The following is a 12,583-nucleotide window of genomic DNA, read 5'->3' on the forward strand; positions in this document are numbered from 1 at the left end:
CTAGCCGATTACCCTGTTTTTACCGAACCGCTTTCCGTTATACAAGTTCTTGTCAGCACGCTCAAGGAGCGACTCCACGCTTTCGCCTTCCATATATTGAGCCACACCTATAGTTACTGTTATCACAAAGCTTTTTTCCTTCAGGGTGAAGTTTGTTGTCTCCACCTTTGCTCTTATCTGTTCGGCTATGCGGACGGCATTTTCAATGTCGGTATTAAGGAGAAGCACAAGGAACTCCTCTCCGCCGTATCTGAATGAAAAATCTGATTTACGTACATGAAATCTGACAACCTCGGCAAGATGCTTGATGACCTGATCACCAACTATATGTCCGTAAATGTCGTTGATATTTTTGAAATTATCTATATCCATAAGGAGAATGCAGAAAGGCTGCCCGTGTCTTCCGAACCGGACTATCTCCTCAGCCAGTTTAATGTCCATATATTTTCTGTTGTTGAGTCCGGTGAGGTGGTCTGTGATTGTTTCCTGACGGTATTTGCGTATATTTTCATTAAGCTGGGCGACTTCCTTTTTGTATTCCGTAAGTTCGCTCTCTATTTTGGAGTAGCTTTCGGTCATGCTGCCCAGCCTGTCTTTTTTGCCGGCAATTTTTGAGTCAAAGGCTTCCATAAACTTATTAAAAGGCTTACCCGGGAAAACTATTCCTTCCTCACGGAGTATCTGTTCAATCTCCTCTGCGTTGCCCATCAGTTCCTGATCCTGACTAATATCCTCTTCAACAAAACGGATGTTGTCTTCAAGGTTGTCGGACATTTTGTCCTGTGTTGTGAGGACTTTTTTAAAGAGAGACTCCACAAACTCAGTAAGGGTCGAGAGGCGTTTATCGCTTTTAATAAGCTGTCCTGACACTGCACTCAGAATGGTATCTATTACATCTTCAAGATCGGAGCCGTTGTTAATCATTAAGAATACTTCTGCCAGATCCTTGTCACTTACATAGCCTTTGAGCATATCAATATATGGAAGTATTCTGTTTGTTACTGATGTTTTGTAAACGGGAGTGCATGTCGCCTGAAAAAGCCTGTTAAAGTCCTCATCCGCTGTGAGAGCTTCGTTCAGTGATTTATCAGTGAGGTTGATTTTTTTTTCAGACATTTTTTTCAGTATGCCGCGTATGATCGGACTTAAACTTTCGGAATAATATTCAATGGTTTTGTCTGCCATCATCCACCCTTATGAAATAATGATTTATTATAATGCATAATGATGTATTAATAAAGCTGATTTAGTGCAGCAGAAAAACTGACTGCTTGATTTAAAATGTTAAAAAGTGTAAAAACATTTTCATAAAGGCGCATGTGTTGCATGTGTGTAAAATGAGGGCAGAACGCTGTATTAATGCGTAATAAATTGTATTGACAAGGGAAACAAGTTTTGATAACTTCCTTCCTGACTGTACACTGTATACAGTTCTGAATGTACTGCGTTCCGCTTCATACAAAGGTTTTAGCCAAACTTAAACCGGTTTTGGCCGGCTGTTTTACCGGTCAGACATGTTAGTTATGACGCCCTTACGGGGTTTCCGTTAAAGGACTGCCATTTTTTGGCTGTCTGTTATTTTGAAACTCCGGAGGAATCGTAACGCAGCAGTCTTTAATCACAAGCAGAGGTCATTAATGGTATACGTTGACTTTACTATCGCTATTCAGATCATTCAGTTTCTCCTTATCATCTTTATCAGCAAAAAACTGATTCTTGACCCGACGCTCAAAACCATGCAGGCGAGAGATTCCCGTATCAAGTCCCTTACGGACGAGGCGGAAGGCTTACGCGCAGAGGTAGAGGCGGGCAGAAAAAGTTACGAAGAAAAGATGAACGCAATGAGAGCCGAAATGGCTGAGTATCAGAGAAAAATCAGAGAGGAAGCCTCTAAGGAAGCAGCAGTTAAGGTTGCTCAGTCCAAAGCAGAGGTGGACGCAAAGGTTGAAGCAGCGCTGCTTAAACTCGAAAATGAGAAAGAAGTGGCAGCTAAAAACATGGACGCAATGGTCGGCGAACTTTCCGATCTGATAGTTCAGAAAATTCTTAAGTCTGCGTAGGGGGAGTGGCAGTGAAAAAACTTGTTTTAACATTGATCCTTGCGGCAGTTTCTGTCAGCGCTTTCGCAGCCGGTGACGGTCACGGAACAGTTGACATGGGCGCTATGCTCAAAAACTTTGGCTACAGGGTACTTGTTTTCGTTCTTTTTGTAATCATTCTCTTCAAGCTTCTTAAAAAGCCCCTTCTTGAGTTCCTTGACAAAAGAGCTAAGGATATTGAAAAGTCAATCCAGACGGCTAAAGAAGCCAATGAAACAGCTAAGACAGAGATCGAAAGCTACAAACTGAAAATGAAAGGATTCGAGAAAGACCTCGAAACCATGAAACAGAGAGCCCTTGAAGCTGCTGAAAATGAGAAAAAAGCGATCATTGAAGACGCCGAAAAGCAGATCGAAAAACTCGGTCGTCTCGCTGAAAGCAGAATTCAGGCTGATTACAAAAAAGCCTCCGAAGAACTCAAAAAACATGCTGTTGCTTCCGCTCTTGAGGCGGCTCAGGCTAAACTGGGGCAGGAACTTACTCCTGAAAAACAGAATGAGATCCTCGGCAATTACATAAAGAAATTAGGAGTGATCAGGTGAGAACACAGGTAGCAGCGAGACGCTACGCCACAGCCCTTTATGAAGAGGCAAGGGCGGCAGGCAGCCTTTCATCCGTTATTGAAAAGCTGGATTCTGTTGCAGCACTGGCAGATACTTCAAAGGACTTCGGCGTTTTTGTCAAAAACCCCGTTATCTCAAAGGAAGACAAAGCGGCTGTTATCAGCAGCCTTAACGATAAAGGCATGCTGGACGGCTTTACCTCTTCTTTCCTTGTAATGCTTGCCATGAAAAACAGGCTTGAGCTTCTTGACGAAATTACAGGTTATCTTAAAACACTCGCTATGGAAGAAAAAGGCGAAGCAGTGGCTGAAGTTACCTCTGCTTCTGAACTCAGTGCGGATGCAGTTAAGAAACTTGAGGAAGCACTCAGTGGCATCACCGGAAAGAAAATCACAGTGGTTGTAACTGTTGATAAAAATATTCTTGGCGGTGTTGTGGCGAAAGTTGGCAGCACACTTTATGATGCCAGCATTCAGGGACAGATTAATAAAATCAGAGATCGTCTGATCTCATAAGAATACAAGAACAATAATAAGGAGTTTGGCTGATGCAGATCAAAGCTGAAGAGATAAGCCAGATCATCAGAGACCAGATTAAAAACTTTGACCAGAAAGTAGAAATGCAGGAGGTCGGTACTGTAATCACCGCAGGTGACGGTATCGCAAAAGTTTACGGTCTTGATAAGGCTATGGCGGGAGAGCTTGTTGAGTTTCCCGGCGGAGTATACGGTATTGTTTTCAACCTTGAGGAAGACAATGTCGGTATCGTTATCATGGGTGAATACTCACACATCCGTGAAGGAGATACAGTTAAGAGAACAGGACAGATCGCATCTGTTCCTGTGGGCAGAGCCCTTGTAGGTAGGGTTGTTAACCCCCTTGGTCAGCCCATTGACGGCAAAGGTCCCATCGAAACAACTGAGATGGACGTTATCGAAAAGATTGCCCCCGGTATCGTTGACAGACAGTCTGTTCACGAACCCCTTCAGACAGGTATCAAGGCTATCGACGCCATGATCCCCATCGGACGCGGACAGAGAGAGCTTATCATCGGTGACCGCCAGACAGGTAAAACTGCGGTTGCTATAGATACTATCATCAACCAGAAAGGTCAGAACGTTATCTGTGTTTACGTTGCAATCGGTCAGAAACGTTCAACTGTTGCAAGAGTTGTTGACACCCTTGAAAAACACGGCGCTATGGATTACACCATAGTTGTTGCTGCAACAGCTTCAGACCCCGCTCCTCTTCAGTACATCGCTCCTCTTGCAGGAACAACAATGGGCGAATACTTCAGAGACAGAGGCGAGCATGCGCTTCTTATATATGATGACCTGTCAAAACAGGCAACAGCCTACAGACAGATGTCACTTCTTCTCAGACGTCCTCCCGGACGTGAGGCTTACCCCGGTGACGTTTTCTACCTTCACTCAAGACTTCTTGAAAGGGCAGCAAAATTCAGTGCGGAAAAAGGCGCAGGTTCTCTTACAGCTCTTCCCATAATTGAAACTCAGGCGGGTGACGTTTCAGCGTACATCCCCACTAACGTTATTTCAATTACGGACGGACAGATATACCTTGAAACAAACCTCTTCTACTCAGGTATCAGACCTGCTGTTAACGTTGGTCTTTCAGTTTCAAGGGTTGGCGGTTCAGCGCAGATTAAGGCTATGAAACAGGTTGCAGGACGCCTCAGACTTGATCTTGCACAGTTCCGTGAGCTTGCTGCTTTCGCTCAGTTCGGCTCAGACCTTGATGCAGCCACTCAGGCTCAGCTTAAAAGAGGTGAAAAGCTTGTTGAAATCCTTAAACAGGCTCAGTATGTACCCTTTCCCGTTGAGGAACAGGTTGCAGTCATCTTCTGCGGTGTTAACGGTCTGCTTGACGATGTACCTACTGCCGCTCTCGGCAAATTTGAGAAAGAGTTCATCTCTTACCTCAAAAACAGCAAAGGCGACATACTTAACAGCATAAGAACAGAAAAGGCTCTTTCAAATGAGCTTACTGATAAACTTAAAGGCGCAGTTGAAGAATTTAAAAAGATGTTCGCCGCTGGCTAAGGAGCTTTTAGATGGCCGGAACCAGTGATATAAAACGTAAAATTGCATCCGTAAAGAACACGCAGAAAATTACGAAAGCCATGAAAATGGTTTCCGCTGCGAAAATGCGCCGTGCACAGGACGCTATGGCTGCCGCCAGACCATTCGCCCACAAGATTACGGAGATGGTTCATGATGTAGCTCAGAGAGCTAACCCTGAACTTCACCCTTTTCTTTCAGGCAATGAGAACACCGACACCATAGGTCTTGTAGTTGTTACGAGTGACAGAGGGCTTTGCGGAGCTTTCAACAACAACATTCTGAAAGCTGTGTCCAGATTTGCTTCCGAGCATCAGGGCAAAAAGGTTAAGCTTGTCTGCATCGGCAAGAAAGCCTATGAGTTTTTCAGAAAGAGAGACTATGAAATAATTGAAAAATATGCCGATTTCGCAGGCAAAGTGCTTTTCAGCGATGCTGTAGGCATAGCCGATGTTGTTGTGGAGCAGTTTCTTAATAACGGAATAGGCGATGTTTATGTTCTCTATAATGAGTTCAAATCCACCGCCTCACAAACTCCTGTTACAGAAAAGATTCTTCCTCTTAAGGTTGAAGATGCAGGTGAGCAGCTTGTGGAATATATCTATGAGCCCAAACCTGAAATGCTCCTCAATGAGCTTATGCCCAGATACATCCGCTACAAAATTTTTCAGGCACTGCTTGAATCAACAGCGGGTGAGCATGGTGCAAGGATGATGGCTATGGATAATGCATCCAGAAACGCATCCGACATGATCGGTAAGCTCACTCTGACTTACAACAAAGTTCGTCAGGCTGCTATTACCAACGAGATTCTTGACATCGTAAACGGTGCCGAGGCTCTTAACGGATAATAACTACAGCCGTGTGCAGGACGTTGTTTTTGCGTCGGTAGTAAAAAAATAGGGCTGTCAAAGGCTCATAAATATTTTGGGGTGAATCAACAATGGCAAATAATGTTGGTAAAATAGTTCAGGTAATCGGCCCTGTTGTGGACGTGAAGTTTGCCCCCGGCAATCTTCCCGAAATCTACAACGCCATCGAGATTACCGATCAAAACGGCAGAGTGATCATCTGCGAGGTTGAACAGCACCTCGGAGAGGACACAGTCCGCAGTGTTGCCATGACATCCACCGAAGGTCTTACAAGAGGCACTGACGTGGTAAATACCGGAAAAGCAATTGCTGCTCCGGTTGGTAAAGGCGCACTTGGACGTATCCTTAACGTTACGGGACAGCCCGTTGACGAAAAAGGACCCGTGGAGGCTGATGACTACTGGCCCATCCACAGACCCGCTCCCACAATGGACGAGCAGGATACAAACTATGAAATCCTTGAAACAGGGATTAAGGTTATTGATCTTCTTGAGCCCTATACTAAGGGTGGTAAAACCGGTCTCTTCGGCGGTGCGGGCGTTGGTAAAACAGTTCTTATCATGGAACTTATCAACAACATCGCTAAACAGCACGGCGGTTACTCTGTTTTCGCCGGTGTTGGTGAGAGAACAAGGGAAGGTAACGACCTTTACGCTGAAATGAACGAATCCGGCGTTATTGATAAAGTTGCGTTGGTGTACGGCCAGATGAACGAGCCCCCTGGAGCAAGGATGAGGGTTGCGCTTACTGGACTTACAATCGCTGAATATTTCCGTGATGTACAGGGGCAGGACGTTCTTCTGTTCGTGGATAACATTTTCCGTTTCTCACAGGCAGGTTCTGAAGTGTCTGCACTTCTCGGACGTATGCCTTCAGCGGTTGGTTACCAGCCTACACTGGGTACGGAAATGGGTGAACTTCAGGAGAGGATTACCTCTACTAAGAAGGGTTCAATTACATCTGTTCAGGCGGTTTATGTTCCTGCGGATGACCTTACTGACCCCGCACCCGCTACTACGTTTGCACACCTTGATGCAACTACGGTTCTTTCACGTCAGATTGCAGAACTTGGTATATACCCTGCGGTTGACCCCCTTGACTCAACATCAAGGATTCTTGATCCCAACATAGTTGGCGATGAACACTACCAGACAGCAAGGGCTGTACAGGCTGTTCTTCAGAGATATAAAGAGCTTCAGGATATTATTGCGATCCTCGGTATGGAAGAACTTACAGAGCAGGATAAACTCACAGTTGCAAGGGCAAGAAAGATACAGAAGTTCCTTTCACAGCCTTTCCACGTTGCTGAGCAGTTCACTGGTCTTGCGGGTAAATATGTTCCTCTTAGCGAGACTATCGAAAGCTTTAAAAAGATACTTGCAGGCGACTGCGATGATCTTCCTGAGCAGGCTTTCTACCTTGTAGGAAACCTTGATGAGGTTTACGAGAAGGCGGAGAAACTTAAGAAGGGTGCATAATCATGGCTGATATGATAAAGCTTGAGCTGGTTACTCCTGAGCGTCTGCTTCTCAGCGAAGATGTGGAAGAAGTTATAGTTCCGGGAGTTGAGGGCGACCTCGGCGTGCTTCCCGGTCACACTCCGCTTCTTTCTGCTTTGCGTGTGGGCGAAATGACGTACAGGAAAGGCGGCAAAAACGAATATGTCGCTATTGAAGGAGGCGGTCTCATTGAGATCAGCTCCGACAAGGTTATTGTTCTCGCCGATGCCGCTGAGCTTGGTCGTGAAATTAACCTTCAGGAAGCCATCGAACGCAAGCTTCAGGCTGAAAGCGTTCTTAAAAATGAACGCCAGCAGGATGCACAGAATTTCAGAAACATGGAAGCGAGACTCAAGGTCGAGCTTACTAAAATTAATATTGCTGAAAAATATAAGTAATATAAATTTCTATGAAACAGAAAGGGCAGGTTTTTCACCTGCCCTTTTTTGTTTTCAGGCTTACATAATTATGTTCACTGTTTTCAGGATTTGCTTTACAATAAATTATGAATAAAACCTATGATTCCATTGTCCGTAAGGACATTGTTATATGCCAGCCGGAGGAGGGGTTTCGCTTTTCAGTGGATGCAGTTATGCTGGCTGACTTTGTGAAACCTTCTGCAAAATCAAAAACCATAGATATAGGCAGCGGCAGCGGTGTTATAGCTGCATTAATTGCAAAACTTAAAGGTTATCAGGATATAGATGCTCTTGAGTTACAGGAAAACATGTTTTCCTGCCTGACAGAAACAGTAAAAATTAACGGTCTTGAGGATATGGTGAAACCTGTTCTCGGAGACCTGCGAACATACAGACCGGATTTTCATTACGATGCAGCAGTCAGTAATCCGCCTTACAGAAAAGAAAGCTCAGGCAAAATTCCGCCGACGCTGACAGAAAGGACAGCGAGGTTCAATGAAACCATGAACCTTGATGATCTTTTCGGGTTTTGTAAAAGCTTTCTTAAGTCAGGAGGCAGCCTGTCAATTTGTATCGACAGTGATCTGCTTGCGGATGTCTTTGTAATTGCAAGAAAAAACAGACTAGAACCGAAGAGGATGCGTCTTGTGCATCCTGATGCGGGAACAGCGGCACGAACGGCGCTTATTGAATTCAGACGTGACGGTAAAGCGGAACTGCTGATTGAACCACCACTTATAATGCGACTGAACGGCGAATATACAGAAGAGATGAGGAGAATAACAGGTGCGCTTTGAAACAGAAATAAGAGACACAGCATACGGCGGGTACGGAGTAGGGACTTTCACGGACGGAAGAACCGCTTTTATTCCTTTTACAGTTGAAGGGGATAAAGTTATCGCCGAAATGACTGAAGATAAAAAAAGCTTTATTTACGCAGACCTTGTGGAAGTGGTGAAACCTTCTGAAAAGAGAGGGGAGAAATACTGTCCGCTTATAGGTGTATGCGGAGGATGCTCTTTCGGGCATATAAATTACGAAGCACAGAAAGAGATTAAAGTCAAAATAGTACGTCAGGCATTCAGAAACATAAAATTTGAAGTGCCTTCGGAAGTGGTATCAGCAGAATCTCTGCGCTACAGGAACAGAGCAACGTTTAAGGTTAAAGAAGGGAAACTAGGTTTTTATGCATTTAAAAGCCGTGACTTTATCGAAATTGCAGACTGTCCGCTCATAAGCGAAACACTCATTGAAAAATGCAGGGCGTTTGCTGTTGAGAACATTTCAGATGAAATCTACGAGCTTTACGCCGTGGAAAACGGTAAAGGCGGGTTTCTGGCTTCAGTGAAAGGGCTGGATGCGAACGATATAAAATTTGTAGCATTTGACGGAATTGCAGGAAAGGACTTTGTTCTCGGTGAAGAGGATATGGAACTTGATACTCCTCTGGGGGCTATGCTCATCAGCGGAGACAGCTTTTTGCAGAGTAACAGATTTCTCATGGGCGAACTCCAGCAGCGTGCTGTAACTGCATCAGGCGTTAATGCCCTTGAGTTATACTGCGGCAGCGGCTTTTTTACACTTGGTCTGGCTGAAAAATTCCGTTCAGTAACCGCTGTGGAGATATCCAAAGAAGCAGTGAGACTGGGGCGGAAGCTTGAACTTGGCAATGTAAGATGGGTTGCCGGAGATGTGGCAAAATTTCTGAAGAGCGATAAGGGCAGATTCGATCATCTATTTGTTGACCCACCCCGTACCGGTCTTGAAAAAAGTGTGATTAATTTTATAAAAGATAAGAAGCCGTCTTCTGTAACTTATGTTTCTTGCAATCCTACAACTCTTGCGAGGGATATAACCAGACTGGAAAGCATTTACGCTGTTAAGTCACTCACTATTATGGATATGTTCCCCGGAACTCATCATGTTGAATGCGTGGCAGTTCTTGGATTTAAGTAACAAAATTTCCGGCATGAAAATAAAAAATTGAGAGCATGCGGGAAACTGACGATATAATAAAAAAAGATAGATCAACTGATGCTTATTTCATAAAGTGTTTGCGGATTAAAATAGGGTATTTTAAGGGATAGTTATTGTACTTATGCTTTTAAAGAGTTAAGATGCTCTATTTACAGGGTTTGTTAGTTAAAACCCTGAAGGAAGATATGAATGAAAATTAGCCAGAAGCTGTCATTAATCATTTTTCTGATTGTGTTTTTCGGAATGAGTGCGCTTTTTTACGGAAGCTACGTTAAACAGAAGAATGACTGGATCAATTTTGAAGTTTCAAAAGCCAGAGCGCTTGTGCTTGAAGCAGAGGCTGTCCGTGAAGCTATTTCAGAAGCCGGCAGGGCTGGTGTCTATGACTATGATGCCGCTAAAACCAGCATTGAGAAGTTTCTTCATACCGTGCCCATAGCCGTTGCTATGAATGTTCTTAAAGCAAAAGCTGATGAAATAGGCGTTCAGATGAAAGTTCCGAAGGTGTCGCCCAGGAATCCTGTTAATCAGCCTGATAAAACAGATCTTGAAATTCTAGATATGTTTACCCGCATTGACAAAGGTTCGGGAAGCACTCCTGAGCATTTTATTATTGATGCTGAAAAAGACAGAATCCGCTATTATAAGGCTGTGCGCCTTACGGAAGAATGCGAGCATTGCCATGGGGATCCTGCAACTTCTCTGGAATTGTGGGGTAACGATCAGGGGCTTGATCCCACCGGCGTTAAGATGGAAAACTGGCGTGCTGGTGAGATACACGGCGCTTTTGAAATTATGATACCGCTTTCACCCATAATTCAAGGGGCAAGACTTGATGCTTTCCGCAATTACCTTGCCCTGATTGTGGTAATAGGAATACTTCTTGTTCTTGTGATAATGGTGAACAGGCTTTTGATATTCCTTCCGCTTAAGGATGTTAACAGGCGTCTTACAGTAATCGCCGCTGGAGATTTCAGCAGCATGCCTGAAACCAAACGCAAAGATGAAATAGGCGAAGTTTATACTTCGCTCAATAAAATGACAAATTCCGTGCGGAATATCCTCGATACGGTAATGGAATCTGTCAATAATCTCGCTTCCACATCCGCCGAGCTTTCAAGCACTTCCGAGCATATTGCTCAGGGTGCGCTTTTGCAGGCTGAGGAGGCGGCAGCCACTGCTTCTGCTGTGGAAGAAGTGAATGCCACTGTTCTTGAGGTTTCCCAGAACACTAAAAATGTTGCCGGAAGTGCCGAAAATGCCAGACACTCTGTTGAAGAAAGTCATAAAATAGTCCGCCAGACAAAAATTATGATGGAAAAAATAGCTGAAGCTGTTATGCAGACAGAGGCGACAGTGAGAGAGCTTGGCAACTCCAGCGAGCAGATCGGGCTTATAGTTCAGGTAATTGATGAAATTGCCGACCAGACAAACCTTCTTGCTCTTAACGCTGCTATTGAAGCTGCCAGAGCTGGTGAACACGGAAGAGGCTTTGCGGTTGTTGCTGATGAAGTTCGTAAGCTTGCTGAAAAGACCACAACAGCCACCAAGCAGATTGCAGAAATGATTCAGCATATCCAGGCGGACACCGGCGGTGCTGTGGCTGGAATGAGAGAAGGTGTTGAAAAGGTTGAGGAAGGCAAGGAAAAAGCTGAAAAGGCTTCCGAATCACTTGATAAGACCCTCCATGAAGTCGAGAATGTTTCTAACGAGGTTAAACTCATAGCCCGTGCGACAGACGAACAGGCTACTGCAATGGATATGATGACTCAGAGTATTGAGAATATTTCCAATGTTACTAAGGATAACTCCGTTGCCGCTTCCGAATCGGCAGAGGCTGTGGAACAGCTCAGTCGTCTTGCGGCTGACTTGCAGTCGCTGGTTAATAAATTCAGAGTGTAATAATCATGCGGGGGCTTAAACGCCCCCGTTTTCTATTTTAGTTTACTGTTTCTTTCTGATTAAGAAAAATCCCTGCCCAGCTGTTTATGTTATCCATGATTTTTGTCAGCTCAAATCCCTGTTCGGTGAGTGAATACTCAACAGAAGGCGGAACTGTGGGGAAAACAGTGCGGTTGATTATGCCGCTCTGCTCAAAAGCCTTGAGATTATCCGTCAGAACCTTAGAACTTACTCCGTTCAGCTCTTTTTTCAGCTCTGAAAACCGCTTGGGATTCTGACTTAACGACAGGATAATTCCCGTTCTCCATTTGCCTTTGATTATTTCCGTAAAACAGTTGAAAGGGCATTCAAACTCTTTGAAATTAAATATAAACATCAGGCTGTACCTCTTTATCTGTTCATATAAAAATTATGATATTTAAACACTGCAAGTCAACAGCCAATGTAAAAGTTACTTTTATGTAACCAGATAACAAAAATGTGCGGTCTTTTATTCTTATTAACTGTGCATATATTGATTAAAAAGATGAGGAGGATGCCATATGAAAATTGCAATAATAGGCGCAGCCGGCAAAGCCGGTTCAAAGATCGCCGCTGAAGCCCACGGAAGAGGTCATGAAGTTACGGCTGTTGTACGTAATAAGGCAAAGCTGGGGGACAAACCGTATGACATTATTGAAAAAGACCTGTTTAACCTTACCGCAGAAGAGGTGGGCAGTTTTGATGCCGTTGTCAATGCGTTTGCTGATTTTGTAACGGAGGAGAATCTTTTCCTTAAATCTGCGGAGTATCTGATTGAAAAAGCAAAACTCAGCGGAAAATTACCCTATGTTTTCTTTGTGGGCGGCGCAGGTACTCTATATGTGAACGGGCAGGAGATTTACACCATGCCGGATTTTCCTGCTGCATATTATCCTGTTGCGGCAAAAATGGCGAAGGCACTGGAATATATCAGAACAGTTGATGACGTGAACTGGATTTTCCTCAGCCCTTCAGCGGAATTTATAGACGGTGAAAAGAAAGGCGGTTTCAGACTTGGGCTTGAAGAACTTCTTGTGGACAAGGACGGAAACAGCAGCATAACCACAGGCGACTATGCTGTTGCCGTTCTTGATGAACTTGAAAATCCGAAACATCTCAGAAAACGTTTCACTGTCGGCTATTAGATAATCACT

The 12,583-nt window shown here is 44.3% G+C and carries 13 protein-coding genes; 11 read left to right on the forward strand and 2 right to left on the reverse strand.

Annotated elements, in window-relative coordinates; all coding sequences use genetic code 11:
- Entirely contained in the window at positions 1 to 1,188 is a 1,188-nt protein-coding gene (locus ACYRYY_RS13405; protein WP_460216098.1) for a GGDEF domain-containing protein, read from the reverse strand.
- A 449-nt stretch (positions 1,189 to 1,637) separates the two neighbouring features.
- Here ACYRYY_RS13405 and ACYRYY_RS13410 point away from each other — a divergent pair, with 449 nt between their 5' ends.
- From ACYRYY_RS13410 to ACYRYY_RS13455, 10 genes are all read left to right on the forward strand, one after another.
- Entirely contained in the window at positions 1,638 to 2,060 is a 423-nt protein-coding gene (locus tag ACYRYY_RS13410; RefSeq protein ID WP_460216099.1) for a F0F1 ATP synthase subunit B family protein, read from the forward strand.
- 11 nt (positions 2,061 to 2,071) lie between these two features.
- Positions 2,072 to 2,641, forward strand: a complete 570-nt coding sequence (locus tag ACYRYY_RS13415) for a F0F1 ATP synthase subunit B family protein (protein WP_460216100.1) — start codon at positions 2,072 to 2,074, stop codon at positions 2,639 to 2,641.
- Positions 2,638 to 3,177, forward strand: coding sequence for an ATP synthase F1 subunit delta (atpH, locus tag ACYRYY_RS13420; protein WP_460216101.1), 540 nt, complete (start codon positions 2,638 to 2,640; stop codon positions 3,175 to 3,177). Before ACYRYY_RS13415 ends, atpH begins: the two co-directional genes overlap by 4 nt.
- Positions 3,178 to 3,209: 32 nt before the next feature.
- On the forward strand, positions 3,210 to 4,721 hold the full coding sequence (gene atpA / locus ACYRYY_RS13425) for a F0F1 ATP synthase subunit alpha (protein WP_460216102.1): 1,512 nt from the start codon (positions 3,210 to 3,212) through the stop codon (positions 4,719 to 4,721).
- A gap of 11 nt (positions 4,722 to 4,732) precedes the next feature.
- Positions 4,733 to 5,590 (forward strand): ATP synthase F1 subunit gamma, encoded by an 858-nt coding sequence (gene atpG / locus ACYRYY_RS13430; protein WP_460216103.1) that lies wholly within the window; start codon positions 4,733 to 4,735, stop codon positions 5,588 to 5,590.
- Positions 5,591 to 5,682: 92 nt separating this feature from the next.
- A complete protein-coding gene (atpD, locus tag ACYRYY_RS13435) occupies positions 5,683 to 7,089 on the forward strand; it encodes a F0F1 ATP synthase subunit beta (protein WP_460216104.1) in 1,407 nt (468 codons plus the stop codon).
- Between the two features lie 2 nt (positions 7,090 to 7,091).
- Entirely contained in the window at positions 7,092 to 7,508 is a 417-nt protein-coding gene (locus ACYRYY_RS13440) for a F0F1 ATP synthase subunit epsilon (RefSeq protein WP_460216105.1), read from the forward strand.
- Between the two features lie 107 nt (positions 7,509 to 7,615).
- Complete coding sequence (locus tag ACYRYY_RS13445) at positions 7,616 to 8,326, forward strand: tRNA1(Val) (adenine(37)-N6)-methyltransferase (RefSeq protein WP_460216106.1); 711 nt, start codon at positions 7,616 to 7,618, stop codon at positions 8,324 to 8,326.
- Positions 8,316 to 9,485, forward strand: a complete 1,170-nt coding sequence (locus ACYRYY_RS13450; protein WP_460216107.1) for a class I SAM-dependent RNA methyltransferase — start codon at positions 8,316 to 8,318, stop codon at positions 9,483 to 9,485. The genes ACYRYY_RS13445 and ACYRYY_RS13450 overlap by 11 nt, the downstream gene beginning before the upstream one ends.
- Positions 9,486 to 9,695: 210 nt before the next feature.
- Positions 9,696 to 11,408: a methyl-accepting chemotaxis protein gene (locus ACYRYY_RS13455; RefSeq protein WP_460216108.1), complete on the forward strand. Its 1,713-nt coding sequence runs from the start codon at positions 9,696 to 9,698 to the stop codon at positions 11,406 to 11,408.
- 37 nt (positions 11,409 to 11,445) lie between these two features.
- Here the strand turns inward: ACYRYY_RS13455 and ACYRYY_RS13460 are convergent, their stop codons facing one another.
- Positions 11,446 to 11,784, reverse strand: coding sequence for a winged helix-turn-helix transcriptional regulator (locus tag ACYRYY_RS13460; RefSeq protein WP_460216109.1), 339 nt, complete (start codon positions 11,782 to 11,784; stop codon positions 11,446 to 11,448).
- A 166-nt stretch (positions 11,785 to 11,950) separates the two neighbouring features.
- Here ACYRYY_RS13460 and ACYRYY_RS13465 point away from each other — a divergent pair, with 166 nt between their 5' ends.
- Positions 11,951 to 12,574, forward strand: a complete 624-nt coding sequence (locus ACYRYY_RS13465) for an NAD(P)-dependent oxidoreductase (protein ID WP_460216110.1) — start codon at positions 11,951 to 11,953, stop codon at positions 12,572 to 12,574.
- Positions 12,575 to 12,583: the final 9 nt, after the last annotated feature.

It is taken from the genome of Geovibrio sp. ADMFC3 (genome assembly GCF_054687035.1).

Coding starts and splice junctions, on each gene's coding strand:
- atpG (WP_460216103.1), top strand. CDS start 4,733: ATGGCCGGAACCAGTGATATAAAACGTAAAATTGCATCCGTAAAGAAC.
- ACYRYY_RS13445 (WP_460216106.1), top strand. CDS start 7,616: ATGAATAAAACCTATGATTCCATTGTCCGTAAGGACATTGTTATATGC.
- ACYRYY_RS13440 (WP_460216105.1), top strand. CDS start 7,092: ATGGCTGATATGATAAAGCTTGAGCTGGTTACTCCTGAGCGTCTGCTT.
- ACYRYY_RS13460 (WP_460216109.1), bottom strand. CDS start 11,784: ATGTTTATATTTAATTTCAAAGAGTTTGAATGCCCTTTCAACTGTTTT.
- ACYRYY_RS13455 (WP_460216108.1), top strand. CDS start 9,696: ATGAAAATTAGCCAGAAGCTGTCATTAATCATTTTTCTGATTGTGTTT.
- ACYRYY_RS13465 (WP_460216110.1), top strand. CDS start 11,951: ATGAAAATTGCAATAATAGGCGCAGCCGGCAAAGCCGGTTCAAAGATC.
- ACYRYY_RS13410 (WP_460216099.1), top strand. CDS start 1,638: ATGGTATACGTTGACTTTACTATCGCTATTCAGATCATTCAGTTTCTC.
- atpD (WP_460216104.1), top strand. CDS start 5,683: ATGGCAAATAATGTTGGTAAAATAGTTCAGGTAATCGGCCCTGTTGTG.
- atpA (WP_460216102.1), top strand. CDS start 3,210: ATGCAGATCAAAGCTGAAGAGATAAGCCAGATCATCAGAGACCAGATT.
- ACYRYY_RS13405 (WP_460216098.1), bottom strand. CDS start 1,188: ATGATGGCAGACAAAACCATTGAATATTATTCCGAAAGTTTAAGTCCG.